Raw genomic sequence first — 16464 nt, forward strand, 5'->3', positions numbered from 1 at the left:
ACTAGAATCACGGAACGAGCTGCTCGTCAAGCTCCGGAGGATCCGATCAACAGGCGAGATTAACGGAGTTAGACCATGGCACAGGCCGCGGAAAATCATCAGTACAGCTTGATCATCAACGACCAGAACTATGCAACAGAGGACCCCGTCCTCACCGGGCGGGACATTCTTGCCATCGCAAATTTCCGACCGGCTTCAGACTTCACAACAGTAGTTTTCGCCGGTCAGGGAACCCAGGCGATCGGTCTCGACGAGACCTACGAGATCGCTGATACACTGCCGCCGCAGTTTCGTGTCTTTAAAGGTGATCGACTTTTTCGAGCTGTCCTGAACGAGCGTGAAATCGTCTGGGGTGAAAAAGCCATCTCGGCTGCAGACCTCCGCATCATCGGAGACTTCTCGGACGACCAGGACCTTTACTTCGACTCCGACGGTGACCGCGTCATCGAGGATGACGAGGTGCTTTCGTTACGAAGAGACGGTGTTGAGCGTTTTCGATCCGGAGATCCACATGATCAGACGGTGGATATCATCCTAAACGGCGAGATTACTGCGGTTGAAAAAGGTCGCTTGTCGTTTTCTGAGCTCGCAAAACTCGCCTTCCCGAAGCTCTTTGGCCGGGACCTGATTTGTTTCACGGTCTCGTTCACCCGGGGCCCCAAGCGCCGCCGCGAAGGTGTGCTCCTGGAGGGAGACAAAATCCGCATCGTGGAGGGGATGGTCTTCAATGTCTCGGCAACTGATAAATCGTAGCGAAGACCTTCAGCGCCTAGCCTCGGAGGGCTTTGCCATCCGAATTGAGGCCGGTCACCTTCTCGTTGAGGAAATACCTTTTCTCGACGAAAACGGCTGCATTCGGCATGGCGTGTTTGCATGTCCATTGGATGCTACCGATGAGGCCACATTGCCGCCCCGTGACCACGTCATGTCCTTTTCAGGCGGAATGCCTCACGACCGACATGGGAAGCCCCTGGCTGCCCTTGGACTGACAAGCCCGCGCTGCAGCGTAATCGGATCTCTTGTTTTTCAGCACGGCTTCTCAAACAAGCTGCGCGGTCCACGCGGGCCGCGCAGCTACGAGAGCTTCTATGAAAAAGTCATTACCTATGGGGACATCATTATTGGCGAGGTCCAGGCCATTGATCCGTCGGCTACGGCACGCGTCGGCGCGCTTCCGACCAGCGACACCGAAAACGACCCATTCGTTTACCCCGACAGTGCCTCAGCGCGTGCTGGGACAGTCGAGTTGGCCTCCAAATTTAAAGACGAAATCGTCGCTTTCATCGGGCTCGGTGGAACCGGTGGGTATATTCTGGATCATGTTGCAAAAACGCCCGTGTGCGAGACCCGTCTGATCGATGGCGACCGGCTGTATCCCTTCAACACATTTCGCGCGCCAGGTGCACCCCACAAATCCGAACTCCAGCCTCCTCCCTATAAGGTCGATTATTATGCCCACCGTTACGGTCTGATTAAACGAAACATTATCCCGCATGCGGTCAACCTCACTCCGGAGACATTTTATCTGCTCGACAGGACCACGTTTGCCTTTGTGTCAATCGATCCGTGCCCGGAAAAGGCGGCGATCATGGCAGAACTCGAACGGCGCGCCCTGCCTTTCGTAGATTCCGGTATGGGGCTTCACAAGGGCAGCAACGGAATCGGAGGAACGCTCAGGGCTGTGCTCAGCACCGAAGCAAACCGCGACCGGGTTCGCCCGCATATTCCCGTCGATCCTGGCGGACGCGATCCCATTTACGAAAACAACATCCAGATCTCTGATTTAAATAGCCTGAACGCAAATATGGCAGTCCAGCTTTGGAAGAGTTTTCGCGGTTTCTATGCCGATTTCGGCGAGCCTGTTTGGCTTTATCAGGTAGAGACGCGCCAATTTATCCGAGAGGCCGCATGACGCGCTCCATCGAACGGCTCACACCCCGATTTGTTGAGTTCATCCCAAAAGCGCTGGAACCGGGCGTACTCTACATCTCTGTCGAGTACACAACGACGGCGCATAGCTGCGCCTGTGGATGTGGCGAGAAGGTTGTGCTCCCCCTCCACCCGACCGATTGGTGCCTCACCTTCGATGGCAAGTCGATCACTATGCGACCCTCTGTAGGAAACTGGGGATTTCCATGCCGGTCTCACTATCTGATCACGGGCAGCCAAATCGAATGGGCTTCAGATTGGTCTGAAGAACAAATCGCTGCCGGACGCACCCGTGATGCAAAGCGCCGGTCTTCGTGGCACAAGGGTAACCGGGCAAAAGAACCGAAAGCTGTTGAACCAATTCGAGACACACGTGGCAACAATGGCCTGATCCAGCGTTTGGTCGCGTTTGTGACGTGGTTCTGGCGCTGAGACAATACACCAAATCAGCGGTGCCCTTTTGGAACTGCGAGACTGGCGCGGTTGTACTAGAGGGACGGTTGAGGATGTTATTTGTGAAATTGAAGGTTAATTGGACCAAAGCAGTTTATCACGCAGCTGTGTGGAGAAGTCCCCGCTAACAGCGTTGGTTGCGGCTGCTCCAACCATCTGGTCTTTTGGCTTGCGCGGTAAATCGCGCTTCATACCGCCCATCATACCTACTTGCGCATTACCGGTGTCAGACTTCCGTGCGTGGTCTCCGGATCAAAATCCAGAACAAAGGACTCGACTGGCTGCAAGACACTTTCATCGGACGACCAATCCCACTGGATTGGCAAGCCGTATCCGATCTTCACAATTCCGCCTTCCTCAGCAGCCAGCGCATTTGTCCACCGAATGCCAAGACCACCATCCGGCACAACATGATTATCCAGTTTATCGGGCCGGAGCCTGATCTGAAGGCAAACCGAACCGCTGCAAAAAACAAACACCATATGGGGCAGCGGATCGTCCGGAGCTTTCCGGCGTAGAAGCGTTCCCGTGACGAGAGGCGGAGAGTTTCCTATAAGGGCGAATGAAGCGCCGACCTCTAGCGGCACCATATCCGCGCCGCTCCCAGGATCACCGATCCAAGCGATGAGTTTCCCGAAGTTGCCAAGCTCCTTTTCCGGCAGTAGCGCAAGGCCCATCTTGCATAGCGCCTTGTAGGCCAGCAGCGGTACAAACTTATCACCCTTTACCCCGATCACCGCCTTCATGTTTCCCGTAGCAGGGTCTATTCCTACACCACCGCTCTCTGCCCGAATACTAATTCGCCGTCTGCCGCCTTCCATGCTGTGACGAATTTTCGAATTGCTTTGCGAACGCCCGGTTTGCCTGATGCCTTTTTTGCCCTTTACTCCGCCCAGCGTAAGGAAAGGACCAACAGCCTTGGCAAGTGCGTCCTCGTAAACTGAAAACTTCCCGTTGCAGCTATCGCACTCGTCGACTGACATCACCCATTTGTTGCCCAGCGCCTCGGGAAAGGTATGCGCCACCTTCTTGAATTTCCTGCTATCCTGGCATCCGCAATACCGGCAGATTCCAGCCGTGCCGACCATCTGCCTCTGATCGCCTTCGGATGCCTGCACCTGGACCGCTATTTCATACACCTCGTTCATTCCCGATCTCTTGAAGCGCACGGGCCCCACACCGCATCAATTAGCAAGCCAACAATCAATCGCCCATCTCCATCCCCTTTGACAGATTGTCATGAAGCGGCTGCTGATATCGAGATGCCTTCGGCAATCCTATCAGCAGCCGACTTGATTGGGTCATTCGCCAGATGAGCATAACGGGCTGTCGTTTGCACCTGTGAGTGTCCTAGCAGTTTTCCGATCATTGGAAGGCCTTCGCCAACGATGAGACCGCGGCTGGCGAAGGAGTGGCGGAGATCGTGTATCCGGACATCGTCCAGTTTTGCCAATGCCCGAATGCGCCGCCACGGATGCTGCAAGTCTGTCAAATGGCTGCTCGGTTTCTTTCCTGTAATGACGAAGTCGTTGTCTTCAAGCTTCTTGATGTTCTTCAGCAGGTCGACGGCGGCGAGGCCAAGATGAACCGTTTTAGGTCCGGTCTTGGAGTCGGGAAGGCGAAGCTCTTTTGCATCGAGATCGACGTAACTCCATTTAAGTGTCATGATCTCATTCAGCCGGCATCCAGTTAGCATGAGCAACCAGATGGCATCGATCGCCGACCGGGTTTCAGATTTCTCCGCTTCGGTTATTCTTAATGCCTCACCGAGCTTTTTGTATTCGGCATCGGACAGGAACCGTTCACGCTTTTCCTCCTTGTATTTCTTCACGTGGCGGCAAGGGTTCGAGCCGTCCGGGCGCAAGCCCCAAATTTCAGCCAGGTTGAACATCTTGGAAAGAACGCCGAGAGTCCGGTTTGCCTGATAGGGCTTGTCCCGGAGATTATGGTGGATCTTGGCAATATCGGCGCGCTCAATGTCGATAATCTTCCGGGTGCCGATCTTTGGATTGATGAACAGCTCAACCGACCGCCGATACTCCCGTTCGGTTGTGGGGCGGCAATGGGTTGGGACATATTCCTCCAGAAAACGTTTGCCCAGATCCTTTATTGTCGGCGATTTCCGCATACGGGAATGTTCAGCGGACGGATCCCGGCCGGCCTTGGCTTCTGCGATGATGGTTCGTGCATTGGTTCTGGCTTGCTCGACGGTGATGGGACCGTGGGTTCCGATCGTCATTTTTATTTGCCGCCCCCGGCAGCGACATTTGACGATGTAGGATTTCCGACCGCTTGGGCGCACCCGGATTCCGAAGCCTGCCAATTCGTCATCCCAGTGCACGATATCGGATGTTTCTGGCTTCAGTGCATCTACAACACGTTTGGTGAGTTTCGGCATTTCGCGGCTCCTCGTTGCACGCGATACCCGCTCATTTTGGGTACCATATGGGTACCACTTGGGAGCAAGTTCGCGCTAACTGAAGCCTAGTCTAGCAAATCAGGATGTTAGAAATAACCCTTCATATGCAATAGGTTATCTAAAATTATCCGGCTCTATCCAGCGTGGCGAAAACCGCATTAAACGATCTCATAACCTGAAGGTCGCAGGTTCAAATCCTGCCCCCGCAACCAATAATAAGCCGCCCCTCGGGGCGGCTTTTTTGTTGCTTCCGGCGGACGTCGATTTGAACCTGACTGGGTGGTCATGGCGTATTGCCGACAGGCAATCGTCCATGGGACAGAAATCCCGCCGCCCCACCTCATCGCCAACTCGTGCGCGGGGGATGCCGATTTTAATCGGACCACAGGCCGGTATTGCAACGGCCGGGGTTCTGTGTGAAACAAAAGATCAGTCGATGCATTGGAGTTCGATCAGAACATTGAATGGTGCAAACGAACTGGTATCCGCCGAAATAACGCCACAGGCGAGCAAGTCGGAGCAGGCAGCGCGGCAGTTGCAGCAGTCAGGGTTTCGTGTCTTGTCCATCGGCGAAACCATAAGCGTGGATGGCAGCCCGGCGCTTTGGACATCGCGTTTTGGCGTGCAATTCGAAACCACCGGTGAAGAAGCCGCTCCCGGGTCTTTTCCGGGCGGGTCCGAACCTCGCCAGGTGCCGATAGAGTCGACATTGTCGATTCCCCAGGACCTCGAGAGTTTCATCAAGGGCGTTTCGTTCGTCGCGCCGCCGGAGTTTTTCTGATGTCGCCCTGCGGCTGAAACGGCCATCGTTCTGATGTCGGGGCGTGCCACGCAACGGAACTCCCGTGCATCGAAATCGCAACGAATACATCACCCGGAACTGCCCGGGACCTGCCGGAAGAACGCCGGTTGCAGCCTGAAAACGGTCCCAATCCATCGAACGTGAAAAACCTCACATACAGCCCTCGTGGCAAACCCCATGCTGGGAGTTTGCATGCAGTTCATCCAGTAAGACCGGATCGAATCCTGCAATGACGTTGACTTTCAGGAGGCTAGCACGATGGCGAAAAAGGCTAAAAGCAAGGCAAGCGGGAAGACAGCGGCGAAAACTGTCTACTTCGAAGCAGCAGTGGTCAGCGATGGGTGGTCGATGTTCACATCGGACACCAGCCTGACTCCGGAAAATATCGGCAAATTGTCACCGCCGCAGGAGCGTTGCACCGAAGCGGCCAAGGCCCTCAAGGCACTGGGTTTCACGGTACGGCATATCGGAACATATTCGATAAGCGGTGAGGGTCCCCGCAGATTATGGGAAAACGTTTTTGGCACCAAGGTCCAGCGGCGCAGCGAGTTGATCAGCGAGGCCCATCCGAGCCTTGGCAAGATGAGTTATCTTTCTCACAAGGCCGATACACCTTTCGAGATTCCCACGGTGCTCAGGGGGCTGGTTGAACGAGCCTATCCGCAGCGACCGCCGACATTCTACGAATCTCCGCTCCCGCCAAGGGTCAACTACCATCATCTGCAGGTGCCCGCGGACGTTTCGATGATCCTGAGATCCGATGTCGCCCGCAAAGATGGTGTCACCGGCAAAGGTGTACTCGTTGCCATGGTGGACAGCGGTTTCTACAAGCATCCTTTCTATAGCTGGCATGGCTACAATTACAATGCGACACTGGCGCCGGATGCCATCGATGTCGACCAGGATGCCAACGGCCACGGCACCGCAGAGGCGGCAAACATATTTGCAAGTGCGCCCGATATTGATTTCATTGGCGTCAAGATGGGCGGCAATGCAACGCTGGCGTTCAAGACCGCGTCGGATTTGCATCCGGCCATCATGACAAACAGCTGGGGCTACAGCATTCAGAATCCGCCTCTTCCGAATTCTCTGCTGCCGCTGCAGGCCGCTGTCATCGAGGCGGTTGCCGTACGCGGAATAACCGTCTGCTTCTCTGCCGGAAACGGCCATTGGGGTTGGCCGGGACAAATGCCGGAAGTCATTTCGGTCGGCGGCGTGTTTGCCCATAGCGACATTGTCGGCAACGATTTCGATCTGGAGGCGTCAAACTACGCCAGCAGCTTCGACAGCAACCTCTATCCAGGCCGGCATGTCCCGGATGTGTGCGGCCTTGTCGGAATGCAGCCGCGGGGTATCTACATCATGCTGCCGGTTCCGCCACAGAGCCAAATAGACACGGGCCTCGCCGGCGGGGTGTTTCCAAACGGTGACGAGACCGCCGCAGATGATGGCTGGGCCGTCATCAGCGGGACCAGCGCTTCATCACCTCAGATCGCAGGCGTATGCGCGCTGCTGAAGCAGCTGCAGCCCGGCATTTCGCCCACATTGATGAAATCAATTCTCATGGCTTCGGCCCGCGATGTTAAGGCCGGCCAAAGCAACCATGGTCAACCGGCCGGAAACGGACATGACGGAGCAACCGGTGCCGGACTTGTTGACGCGAATGTGGCTTGCCAACTGGCGCGTTCGGTCAAGATTCGCAACATTCATGATCTGCCTGCGCCCGTTTAGGCACAACAGCGCAGATCTCCTCATCTCGTGCGCAAAACGCCCGGTGAGATCGGCGCGCACCGGTGCGTGCCGCCGATCATTCTGCCGGTCGTAATGGCCACCCGGTTTCGCCCTTTGCCGACCTGGTGGTCATGGCGGGGTGCCTGCACCCGTTCGCATCCCGAACACGGCCGTGAAACACCCCTGCGCCAATGGTACTTCGTCTCAAGACGCGGGAGAGTAGGTCACCGCATATCCGCAAAACGCAAAATACCTTCTCTGAAACGATGTTCGAGCCAAGCCATTTCCAGCGCCGACCAGGGTGCAAGTTTCGCTCCGGCACCTGTATAGGCGGTCGCGCCTTTGCAGCTTGCGTCGCTGCTTCGTGCCAACTCGCGGAATTTTCTTTCAGAGCGCCAAATCCCGGAGGCAAGGTCATCTGGACCAATCGAGGCCGTTGTTGGCGAAGGCGTTCTTGATATTCCCACTGTGCTTTTTCAGTGCCCAGGCTGTGTAATTGTACAAGGCATAAAGGCGGGCCGGGTCCGTCTTGATCAGAAAGCCGGGCTGATCGAAAAATGTTCCAAGGTGCGGGAAGCCGTTCGACCCGACGCCTCGTCGCTTTTTGTCGACGGGGCGCAGATCTTCGTCCAGGTCCAGCGCATTGCGAATGGCACGAATGTCTCTTTTGCTCATACCCGCATTCCGCGCGGCTGTCCTGACCCGTTCGGCCCATTCCCCATCCAGCCCGAGATAGAGAATGCAGATACGCGGCGCATAGCTGCGCCCAACAGCCCCGGCGTCGCCGGGATCATAGACATAGCGGTTGCAGCTCAGGCGATTGTTGTCCCGAAGCTCCTGCGCCACATGAAGCAAATGGTAATAGCCATCGAGTTCGTTCCTTCCGGCAGGTGTCGGGCTGTCTGCCAGTTTCAAGCCGACATTGTGAATATGATTCCTGGTGCGGACAAAGAAGCTCGGTATGTCACCGCCGATCATCCTGATGCAGTTTTGCATGCCGCTATCGAGCTTTTCGGGATCCTGCGGCTCGGGTCTCAGCCGGTCCAGAGCGGCTTTGCAGTCTTCGATCATCTGCGCGTTTAGCGGATAGACGGAATTGGCAAGGACGAGAATGTTCTCAACCTGGCGCGCCAGCAGTGGCGCAAGTCCCAGATTGTCCTCATGGCCGCCATCCCCATGCGCCCATTCCTTTTCATAGATCTCGCCGGCCGGCGCCGATACAAAGGATTGCCTCGGACTGCGGCGGTCACCCGGAACAAAGTGCTCCGGGAAACCGAAATTGGCGGCAAGAAACCGCAAGGCCCGAATGGACACAGCGGTCTCGACCGGCGCCGCGCCTGATACGGCAGCCATATTGGCAAGGGAGAAATTGAGCCGGTCCTGGTCTGACCGGTTGCCCCATAATGGATCACGCAGTTTGAGTGTCCTCATAGGTCCTGCCAGGCCCGGGTCTTCCGTCACATAGTCATAACCGAACGATTCCACGAAACCGCCGCCAAACTCGAATTTGGTTCCGTTGCGCGTTTCGTAGTCAATCTTCCGCGGGATACCCGTGTAAAGCGGCGTCATCTCCATTCGGAACTTACCATCCGGCTCGACAAGCGTGCGCCGTGTAAGGACGACACCACCGACAATCAGATAAGGACGCTTGCGCTCGACATAATGAATTGTGCTGCGGGCAATTCGCTCATTGCCTCTGTTTTCCCGGCGTATCCGGTCCCGGTCGGTTTTGCGCCAGGTGAACAGGCTGTCGGGGTCATTCCTTTTACTGCGGCTCAAACCAAATGGTCTGAGATAGATTTCTCCGAGCGCATTGGAGAAGGACTCGTCGAAGCGGCCCTGCGTCCAGGCGTTGATCACCTTGCCGGTGACCGCTCCGTCAGCGATTGCGCCGAGCATGGATCCGGGTGCGAATTCAACCGGATTTTTCTCTGTCACAATTCCGGGCAGGCGCAGCGCGACCTCCTCCGGAGATTTCGAAACGCCGAGAAACGTCGATTGATCGCAGTGCACGTCGCTTTCGGCCGGACAGTTTTTCAAAAACGTATAGGGAATGGCCGTCCAACTGCCTCCGGAGATCGCGGAGATATAGCGCACCTTGTCGATCCAGCCGAGGTCATGAAGAGCCCGCAATTGCCCCAAGGCCGCGGGTGCGGCCCTGTTCCCGCCGCCCTGGAACGCGACACCGAACGATTGTCTGTGTTTGGAAATGGCATTATCGGCCATTTCCGGATAATCGAGACCGGAGAGCGGTGTCTTCCAGTATTGCGCAACGAAGAAAGACGTCGTTGTGTCCTCGACGCGCGAGTGGATGGTGCAGGCTGACAGCGCCGTAGCGGCGAGGAAAACGATCAATGCCGAGGTCAACCGTCGTGGCAATGAATTCCGCATTACTTGTCCTCTCCGGCTGACGGATCGTTGAAGGGATCAAAGGGGGCGAGCGCAGGAACGGACACCAATTCAATCCGCGGATCCTGATCCGCAAATTCCCGCATCCAGATCAGCGCCTGATTGAGCCGTCCGTAGGACGGTATGGCGGGTGTGGGCGAAACGGAATCCAGCGGCGGGGAAAAGCTGTCCCAGTGAATCGGGACCACCTGCCTTGCGCCGGTCGCCACGACCGTCTTTTCCCAGTAGGCTTTTGCAAAGTCGCGGGACCCCCATCCCAGACCTCCGATCCCGAGAAAGACGATATCCGCGTCCAGTTTTGGATCGGCGAATTGCTCGCCTATGCGCCCTGCCGTCGGAACAATGAGAATCCTGCCCGACCCTGTCCGTATATGCGCGGCAAGACTGACCCCCATTTTCAGCTGCGATCGTTTGGTCGGAAATGTCCAGCCGGGATCAGCCGGCCAGGCCTCCAGAAGGCGCGACGCCGGATTCCTCGAATGGTTCACCGGAACCAGCGTCAGAGTTATGGTTCCGATGGCAAGCCGGGAGAGGGATGCGGTCTCGTTGATATCTACGACCCTGCGGAAAGGGCAGATGTCGGGAAACCGTATTCTGGTCCGGCCCGCGATCTGTTTCACGGTCCTGTCTGCGATCAGTGTTGCCCCGGTCAATGCAGCGATCAACGGCGTATCGAGGGCATGGTCGAAGTGCCCGTGCATGGCGACGATGGCATCAAGCCTGGAAAATGCGGGTGTCGCGGGCTTGCAGTCAGGCTCGGTTTGAATGCCGATTTCATGCAGTCTGTTCGTGACAGTATTGATGTCGGGCTCGATGCGGCCGAGCAACGGCACCCTCGGGCGACTGATGAAACCGTCGATCATGAGGCTTGATGCGCCGTCCCGGATGAGAAAGCTCGAGACGCCCAGATAGCGCATTTCCGTTCCATGATACGGACTTGCCACAACCGGCAGTCGGCTGGACTGATCATTCCAAAACTGGCTGAACGAAGCGCTGCACACCGAGGCGACCAACACGGTGGATGCAAAAACAGCAGTGCCGAGATATCGAGCGACAGGATGCCTCATCATGCACAACGCGAATTCAGCATATCACCGCCCGATGCTTCATGTTTTGGTGGCTAAATGGTATTCAGGAAAACAACTCGGATCAACCTGCCAGTTGGCCATGGATTGTCGGGCGCACAGTCAATGCGACAACCCGCCGGTTCCGCAGATCAGGCTCAATTGCTTGCGAAAAGAGGCGCGACCCGGTGCACCTCACCAGCTGATCCGCACCGGCGCCATGGCCCAGACCATGGTCGCTTCCTTGTCCGTGTGGTTGCGGAAGCGGTGGGCGATCAGCGAGGGATAGGAAAAGCTGTCACCGGCCTTCAGCACGATCAACTCGTCGTCAAGTCGAAGCTCAACCTCACCCGTCAGCACCAACCCGTGTTGCTCGCCCTCGAACACGTAGCCCTCCAACGGTGCCGGCGGTTTGCCTATGCCGGGGGCAAAGCGGGACAACAGCAGATAGCACTGTCCCGACAGTGTGCTTGAAAGCAATTCATCCTCGAAACCGAGTTCCTCCCTGGAGCGCGTATACATGCCACTCAGCGGCCGGCGATCCTTTGCACGCACGACATGACGGCGTTCCAGGGGGCCATCGCCACGCTGGGCAGGAAAAAACCAGGCCGGGTCAACTTTGAGCGCGGCGCCGATCTCGGCCAGCAGCGCCTCGGATACGCGCGCTGTGCCCAGCTCAATCCGGCTCAGATATGCGGTGGAGCACGAGATCACTGCGCTCAGCTCATTGAGCGTCAGCCCGCGCGCCTTTCGCACTTCCCGAATTTCGCTGCCGAGCCGTTCGGCATCGCCGTCATCCTTCATCGCGGCAGTCCTCGCAGATCCAGTCCATTTCCTAATCTAGAATATTTTGGTTGATTTTTTAAGAAAAATTCAATTTAGTAGAAAAATCGACGAAAATTCAACTTCGCAAGGCAACCGACGATGCGCTTCGATCTGATCGCCAATTTCTCCCCGGGCGAAACCATCCCGTGGACACGCACGCTTGAAATGATTCTCGAGCAATGCCGGCTGGCGGAGCAGGCGGGCTTCACCACGGCCTGGTTCACCGAGCATCACTTCGCCCATAACGGCTTCATGAACGCGCCGCCCAACCCGATCCAGATGTGCACGCATGTGGCGGCCCATTGTCCGAACCTGAGAGTGGGCACGTGTCCCATCGTCCTGCCGGACTGGCACCCGCTGCGTGTCGCCGAAGACATCGCAATGCTCGACAACATGACGCTGGGCCGCGTCGATTTCGGCGTTGCCAAAGGTATCAACGAGCGCTCGACCATACAGTTCAATCGGGATGCCGACCGGCGCGACAATGCCAAGGTGATGCGACTGTTTCAGGAATCGCTCGAGATCATCGTCAAGGCCTGGACCAACGAGGCCTTCACCCACACGGGCGAGTTTTACCGGTTTCCCGTGCCGGGCTGGAAAGAGACCAACCGCTTTTTCGAGCCGCTCGATCGGCGCTATCATGACGAGGACGGGGAATACAGGGCGATGTATGTCCACCCGCGTCCCTACCAGAAAGAACACCCGCCGGTGTGGTTGCTGTCGAACGCACCGCCGACATTCGAGCTTGCCGGATCGAAGGGATGGGGCGTTATCTCCATGGCGGCGGCGCCCCGGCGCACACTTGCGTGTTGGGAGCCCTATCGCGAAGCGCTGTCCAAATTCCATGGTCGCGAGGCCCGGCTTGGCGAGGGCGTCGGGGTGTGCATGGCGTTCTATGTAGGGGAGTCCATGGAAGAGGCGGAGCGCACCATTCGCCCTTGCATCAATGCCTATTACGAGTTTCTCGGCGGCACGCGGCCGGCGGGCGAATGGACCAAGCATGGCTATCTCGATATCGGTGAAGAAATGACGCCGGAGGACGATGCCATGGATTGGTTCGACTTTCTGAACAAACGCGGCATCATCGTCGTCGGCGACGCGGAATATGTGGCAGACCGGTTCGCTGCGCTTCAGGAAACGACCGGCCTCGACCACCTCATGCTGATGCAGCAATATACCGGCGTGCCCTATGCCAAAATCCTCGCCAGCTGGAACCGGCTTTTCGAGCATGTCGTGCCAAAATTCGGCACACGATCGATTGCACAGATGCGGGAATTGGCAGATGCTTGAGATCTGGGGCCGACCTTACTCCTCCAACGTCATTCCCGTAATCTGGACCGCCAATGAACTGGGGCTTGATTATACGCTCCAGCTTGCCGGTGGCAGTTTCGGCAAGCTCGACACGGACGACTATGCGAAGATCAATCCCAACCGCATGATCCCCGCCATCCGCGATGGCGATTTCGCATTGTGGGAAAGCCACGCGATCGTCCGCTTCCTGAGCCGGAAATATGGTCCGGGCACCCTGTGCCCTGCCGATCTGCAGGCCCTGGCGGTTGCCGACCAGTGGATGGACTGGTCCGCCAGCCGTGCCTTCCCGCCGGTCATCCAGCTGTTTTTCGCGACGGTGCGTACCGCAGCGAACAAGCGCGATCCGGGAAGAATCAATGCGCTTGCGCAGGAGGCGTCGGAGGTGATGCGTCTGCTCGACGCCCATCTCGCCAACCGGTCCTTTGTGGCGGGAGAGGCGTTCACCATGGGCGATATACCACTCGGCTGTGTCGCCTACCGTTACTACAATGTCGAGGCTGAACGGCCCGCTTTGCCGCATCTGGAAGCCTGGTACCAGCGATTGGCCGAGCGACCCGCCTACCGCAGGCACGTGATGCGTTTCTTCGGCACCAATTCGGATGAATGGCAAGCGCTGGAGCGGGAAAGCGCATCGGAAGGAGTGCTTTGAGATGGATGTGACCAACTATCGCCGCGCGCTTGGTTCATTCGCGACCGGTGTGACGGTCGCAACCGTCTTCGACGATATGGGCGAACCGTGGGGTGTGACGGCAAATTCCTTTACCTCCGTCTCGCTCGAGCCGCCTGTCATTTCCGTTTGCATTGCGCGCAACGGCCGCGCGCATCCGGTGTTTGCCGCCTGCTCACGATTTGGCATCAATATTCTTGCTGCCGACCAGCAGGCGCTGGCCATGCACTTCGCCGGCAAAACAGAAAATCGTTTCACCGGCACACCGTGGGAAGCCGAGCCCCACGGCGCGCCGCGTCTGCCCGGAACGGCCGCATGGCTCGACTGCACGGTCAAGTCCCGCATCGATGCGGGCGATCACGAGATCCTGCTCGGTCTCGTCCAGCGATACGACCACACACCGCATCCGCCGCTGGCCTATTGCCGCGGCCGGTTCTTCGCCGCTGCTTGAACAGGAAACACCCATGAATGAGGCGCTGACCTATCATACCCGTTTTTCGCCGGAAGAGTTCGACGCGCAATACAATCTGCGCGCCGGCCGTCCGGATTACGAGGCTACTGTCATCCCCGGCTGGGTGAGAGCCAGCGAAATCGCGCGGAAAACGTTGAACTGCAAGACCGGCATTCGCTATGGAGACGGCAAAAAGCAGATGCTTGATGCGTTCCATTGTGGCGACAATGATGCGCCTGTCCTGGTCTATTTCCACGGCGGCTACTGGCAGCGCGGCGACAAGTCGATCTACAGCTTCCTGGCTGCGCCCTTTGTCGCGGCGGGGGTCAATGTTGTGGTCATCGGCTACGACCTGTGTCCCGACGTGACGATCACCCGCATATCACAGGAGGCGCGCGAAGCGATCGCTTTCATCTGGCGAAACGCGGAGGAGCTGGGGGTCAACCGCGCGCGCCTGACGGTCATGGGTCATTCGGCCGGCGGTCACATTACCCAGATGATGATGGCGACCGATTGGCCGGCATTCGGCAAGGACCTGCCCGCGGGGCTTATCAAGTCGGGCATTCCCGTCTCGCCGTTGAGTTACCTCGAGCCAGTGCGCCTGACCGAAGCGCTCAACACGGGTATCCGCATGGACGCGGCGGAAGCCGAAGCCGAAAGCCCGATGACCGGCCACCCGCCGGTGACCGACGCGCCGCAGATGGTCGTCGTTGGCGGCGCGGAAACGCCGGAATTTCACCGCCAGGCACAGATGTATGTCAATGCCTATGCGACCTCGGTTCGCCGCATCGAATTGTATGTCGTGCCTGATGTCGATCATTTCGACGAACTGAACGTACTGGCTGATCCGGCCAGTCCTTTCTTCACGAAAACCCTCGCAATGATGGGACTGTAACGCAGCCTGCGAAGAGGACATTCCATGACCGAAGTGACCCGCCAACTCGTCGATGCCATCGGCGACGCCTTCAACGCCAACGATATTGACGCTGTCATGCAGTATTTTGCCGGCGATGCCGTTTTCGACCACGCTGCCGGTCCCGAGGTTCATGGTGTTCGCTTCGAAGGCAAGGACAATATCCGCGCTGTCTTTGCCGGGCTGTTCGACAAGGTCGAAAACGTTCACTGGGAGACGCGTGATTTCCGGATTGCCGGCGACAAGGTCTTTTGCGAATACCGGCGCACGGCGAAACACAAGAGCGGCGAAGTCGAAGACTACCTCAGCGTCGACATCCTGACTTTCCGCGATGGCCTGATCGTGCACAAGGACACCTATTACAAGCAAAGGACAGGATGACGTCCGTCGCGAGCCAATATGAGGAACCGCATAACCGGCAAGCGTTGAATATCGGAAGCGTTTGTGGGTTATATCTGGGCGATGAGCAAGATCAGCATCAAAGATGTGGCAAGACGCGCAGGATGTTCCAACGCGACGGCCTCCTATGCGCTGAACGACAGCGGGCGTGTCGCAAAGCAGACGCGCGAGAAGGTTCTCAAGGCGGCGAACGAGCTGGGATTCATTCCCGATCACTCGGCGATACGGCTTCGAACCGGACGCTCCAACCTGATCGGCGCCATCATCAATGACATCAACAATCCCTTCTTCGCGGAGCTGGTTTCCGAATTCGAGGTGGAGGCATGGAACGCGGGGTTCCTGACTGTCCTTGCAACATCGCAGGACGATCCCGAGCGCCAGAAGCACATCATCGAATCCATGGTGTCGCAAGGTGTGGCGGGGGTCATCATCAGCCCGGTTCACGGCAGCAACGTGGATGTTCTGCGCCCGTTCAGGCAACGTTCGATCCCGTATCTCGTCTGTGTCCGCGACATCGATGACAAGGATGCCGGCCTGGTGGCGGCGGACGATTTCCGGGCCGGGGTGATCGCCGGCCGGCACGCCCTCGAAATGGGACACCGCCGCATCGCCTTTGTCGGCGGCTACGAGCACACGGCGACCTGGCAGCGCCGCGTCGCCGGCATCCATGAGGCGATCGCCGAAAGCGGCATCAAAAACGTGACCGTTGACGTCTATCCGGGATCGGAGGGCCCCGAATACGGTGCAAAAGTGGTGCATTCCCTGGTCGGCCGCGACACGGCGCCGACATTGATTGTCGGGCTCAACGACGATACCGCGATCGGCACCTATCTGGCGGCGCGCGACCTGGGACTTGTGATCGGCAGGCAGTTGTCGGTCATCGGCTTCGACAATATTCCGCAGTCGGCCTCGGTTGCGCCTGCCATGACCACCGTCGAGTTGTTTCCCCGGACCATGGGGCGTCGGTGCGCGGAGCAATTGACTCGTGTCCTGGGAGGCGCTCACAATGAGGCCGAGGTCGTCAAAATTTCTCCGGTTCTCATCGAGCGGGAATCAATCGCCCGGCTTTGAACGGGCGATTTCCGACTTGA

General features: G+C 57.7%; 16 protein-coding genes and 1 rRNA gene. 12 read left to right on the forward strand and 5 right to left on the reverse strand.

From position 1 onward, the window contains the following. The first annotated feature begins 75 nt into the window (after nt 1-75). Genes OOZ53_RS24885 through OOZ53_RS24895 form a run of 3 tightly spaced genes read left to right on the forward strand, consistent with a single transcriptional unit; the run spans nt 76 to nt 2361 of the window. Nucleotides 76-753 carry a multiubiquitin domain-containing protein gene (locus OOZ53_RS24885; protein ID WP_271092494.1) on the forward strand — a complete coding sequence of 226 codons (678 nt, stop codon included), beginning with the start codon at nt 76-78 and terminating at the stop codon, nt 751-753. Then, a complete protein-coding gene (locus tag OOZ53_RS24890; protein ID WP_271092495.1) occupies nt 728-1912 on the forward strand; it encodes a ThiF family adenylyltransferase in 1185 nt (394 codons plus the stop codon). Before OOZ53_RS24885 ends, OOZ53_RS24890 begins: the two co-directional genes overlap by 26 nt. After that, nucleotides 1909-2361 (forward strand): ubiquitination-like system serine protease family protein, encoded by a 453-nt coding sequence (locus OOZ53_RS24895; protein ID WP_271092496.1) that lies wholly within the window; start codon nt 1909-1911, stop codon nt 2359-2361. The genes OOZ53_RS24890 and OOZ53_RS24895 overlap by 4 nt, the downstream gene beginning before the upstream one ends. 227 nt (nt 2362-2588) lie before the next feature. On the opposite strand, the gene OOZ53_RS24900 is transcribed toward OOZ53_RS24895, so the two are convergent. After that, on the reverse strand, nt 2589-3530 hold the full coding sequence (locus OOZ53_RS24900; protein ID WP_271092497.1) for a hypothetical protein: 942 nt from the start codon (nt 3528-3530) through the stop codon (nt 2589-2591). An 89-nt stretch (nt 3531-3619) separates the two neighbouring features. Then, nucleotides 3620-4780 carry a tyrosine-type recombinase/integrase gene (locus OOZ53_RS24905; protein WP_271092498.1) on the reverse strand — a complete coding sequence of 387 codons (1161 nt, stop codon included), beginning with the start codon at nt 4778-4780 and terminating at the stop codon, nt 3620-3622. A 334-nt stretch (nt 4781-5114) separates the two neighbouring features. Between OOZ53_RS24905 and OOZ53_RS24910 the strand changes: the two genes are divergently transcribed. From OOZ53_RS24910 to rrf, 3 genes are all read left to right on the forward strand, one after another. Next, entirely contained in the window at nt 5115-5582 is a 468-nt protein-coding gene (locus tag OOZ53_RS24910) for a hypothetical protein (protein WP_271092499.1), read from the forward strand. A 279-nt stretch (nt 5583-5861) separates the two neighbouring features. After that, the gene (locus tag OOZ53_RS24915) at nt 5862-7334 is read left to right on the forward strand and encodes a S8 family serine peptidase (protein WP_271092500.1); all 1473 of its coding nucleotides are present in this window, start codon (nt 5862-5864) and stop codon (nt 7332-7334) included. A 121-nt stretch (nt 7335-7455) separates the two neighbouring features. Then, a 5S ribosomal RNA gene (gene rrf, locus OOZ53_RS24920) occupies nt 7456-7570 on the forward strand. A gap of 178 nt (nt 7571-7748) precedes the next feature. Here rrf and OOZ53_RS24925 read toward each other — a convergent pair. The 3 genes from OOZ53_RS24925 to OOZ53_RS24935 form a co-directional block, all read right to left on the reverse strand. Then, nucleotides 7749-9725, reverse strand: a complete 1977-nt coding sequence (locus OOZ53_RS24925) for a hypothetical protein (RefSeq protein WP_271092501.1) — start codon at nt 9723-9725, stop codon at nt 7749-7751. After that, nucleotides 9725-10660, reverse strand: coding sequence for an MBL fold metallo-hydrolase (locus tag OOZ53_RS24930; protein ID WP_271092502.1), 936 nt, complete (start codon nt 10658-10660; stop codon nt 9725-9727). Before OOZ53_RS24930 ends, OOZ53_RS24925 begins: the two co-directional genes overlap by 1 nt. Before the next feature lie 342 nt (nt 10661-11002). Continuing rightward, complete coding sequence (locus OOZ53_RS24935) at nt 11003-11611, reverse strand: helix-turn-helix domain-containing protein (RefSeq protein WP_271092503.1); 609 nt, start codon at nt 11609-11611, stop codon at nt 11003-11005. Nucleotides 11612-11731: 120 nt separating this feature from the next. On the opposite strand from OOZ53_RS24935, the gene OOZ53_RS24940 reads away from it, so the two are divergent. The 6 genes from OOZ53_RS24940 (at nt 11732) to OOZ53_RS24965 (ending at nt 16444) form a co-directional block, all read left to right on the forward strand. Beyond that, nucleotides 11732-12922: an LLM class flavin-dependent oxidoreductase gene (locus OOZ53_RS24940; protein ID WP_271092504.1), complete on the forward strand. Its 1191-nt coding sequence runs from the start codon at nt 11732-11734 to the stop codon at nt 12920-12922. Beyond that, the gene (locus tag OOZ53_RS24945) at nt 12915-13592 is read left to right on the forward strand and encodes a glutathione S-transferase family protein (RefSeq protein ID WP_271092505.1); all 678 of its coding nucleotides are present in this window, start codon (nt 12915-12917) and stop codon (nt 13590-13592) included. Before OOZ53_RS24940 ends, OOZ53_RS24945 begins: the two co-directional genes overlap by 8 nt. A gap of 1 nt (nt 13593) precedes the next feature. Beyond that, nucleotides 13594-14061: a flavin reductase family protein gene (locus tag OOZ53_RS24950; RefSeq protein ID WP_271092506.1), complete on the forward strand. Its 468-nt coding sequence runs from the start codon at nt 13594-13596 to the stop codon at nt 14059-14061. Nucleotides 14062-14074: 13 nt separating this feature from the next. Continuing rightward, a complete protein-coding gene (locus tag OOZ53_RS24955) occupies nt 14075-14956 on the forward strand; it encodes an alpha/beta hydrolase (RefSeq protein WP_271092507.1) in 882 nt (293 codons plus the stop codon). Nucleotides 14957-14980: 24 nt separating this feature from the next. Then, a complete protein-coding gene (locus tag OOZ53_RS24960) occupies nt 14981-15355 on the forward strand; it encodes a nuclear transport factor 2 family protein (protein WP_271092508.1) in 375 nt (124 codons plus the stop codon). A gap of 63 nt (nt 15356-15418) precedes the next feature. Then, nucleotides 15419-16444, forward strand: a complete 1026-nt coding sequence (locus tag OOZ53_RS24965; protein ID WP_271092509.1) for a LacI family DNA-binding transcriptional regulator — start codon at nt 15419-15421, stop codon at nt 16442-16444. Nucleotides 16445-16464 lie beyond the last annotated feature (20 nt).

It is taken from the genome of Allohoeflea poritis, assembly GCF_027889715.1.
GTDB lineage: Bacteria > Pseudomonadota > Alphaproteobacteria > Rhizobiales > Rhizobiaceae > Hoeflea_A > Hoeflea_A poritis.

Coding starts and splice junctions, on each gene's coding strand:
- OOZ53_RS24885 (WP_271092494.1), top strand. CDS start 76: ATGGCACAGGCCGCGGAAAATCATCAGTACAGCTTGATCATCAACGAC.
- OOZ53_RS24890 (WP_271092495.1), top strand. CDS start 728: ATGTCTCGGCAACTGATAAATCGTAGCGAAGACCTTCAGCGCCTAGCC.
- OOZ53_RS24895 (WP_271092496.1), top strand. CDS start 1,909: ATGACGCGCTCCATCGAACGGCTCACACCCCGATTTGTTGAGTTCATC.
- OOZ53_RS24900 (WP_271092497.1), bottom strand. CDS start 3,530: ATGAACGAGGTGTATGAAATAGCGGTCCAGGTGCAGGCATCCGAAGGC.
- OOZ53_RS24905 (WP_271092498.1), bottom strand. CDS start 4,780: ATGCCGAAACTCACCAAACGTGTTGTAGATGCACTGAAGCCAGAAACA.
- OOZ53_RS24910 (WP_271092499.1), top strand. CDS start 5,115: ATGGGACAGAAATCCCGCCGCCCCACCTCATCGCCAACTCGTGCGCGG.
- OOZ53_RS24915 (WP_271092500.1), top strand. CDS start 5,862: ATGGCGAAAAAGGCTAAAAGCAAGGCAAGCGGGAAGACAGCGGCGAAA.
- OOZ53_RS24925 (WP_271092501.1), bottom strand. CDS start 9,725: ATGCGGAATTCATTGCCACGACGGTTGACCTCGGCATTGATCGTTTTC.
- OOZ53_RS24930 (WP_271092502.1), bottom strand. CDS start 10,660: ATGCGCTATCTGGGCGTCTCGAGCTTTCTCATCCGGGACGGCGCATCA.
- OOZ53_RS24935 (WP_271092503.1), bottom strand. CDS start 11,611: ATGAAGGATGACGGCGATGCCGAACGGCTCGGCAGCGAAATTCGGGAA.
- OOZ53_RS24940 (WP_271092504.1), top strand. CDS start 11,732: ATGCGCTTCGATCTGATCGCCAATTTCTCCCCGGGCGAAACCATCCCG.
- OOZ53_RS24945 (WP_271092505.1), top strand. CDS start 12,915: ATGCTTGAGATCTGGGGCCGACCTTACTCCTCCAACGTCATTCCCGTA.
- OOZ53_RS24950 (WP_271092506.1), top strand. CDS start 13,594: ATGGATGTGACCAACTATCGCCGCGCGCTTGGTTCATTCGCGACCGGT.
- OOZ53_RS24955 (WP_271092507.1), top strand. CDS start 14,075: ATGAATGAGGCGCTGACCTATCATACCCGTTTTTCGCCGGAAGAGTTC.
- OOZ53_RS24960 (WP_271092508.1), top strand. CDS start 14,981: ATGACCGAAGTGACCCGCCAACTCGTCGATGCCATCGGCGACGCCTTC.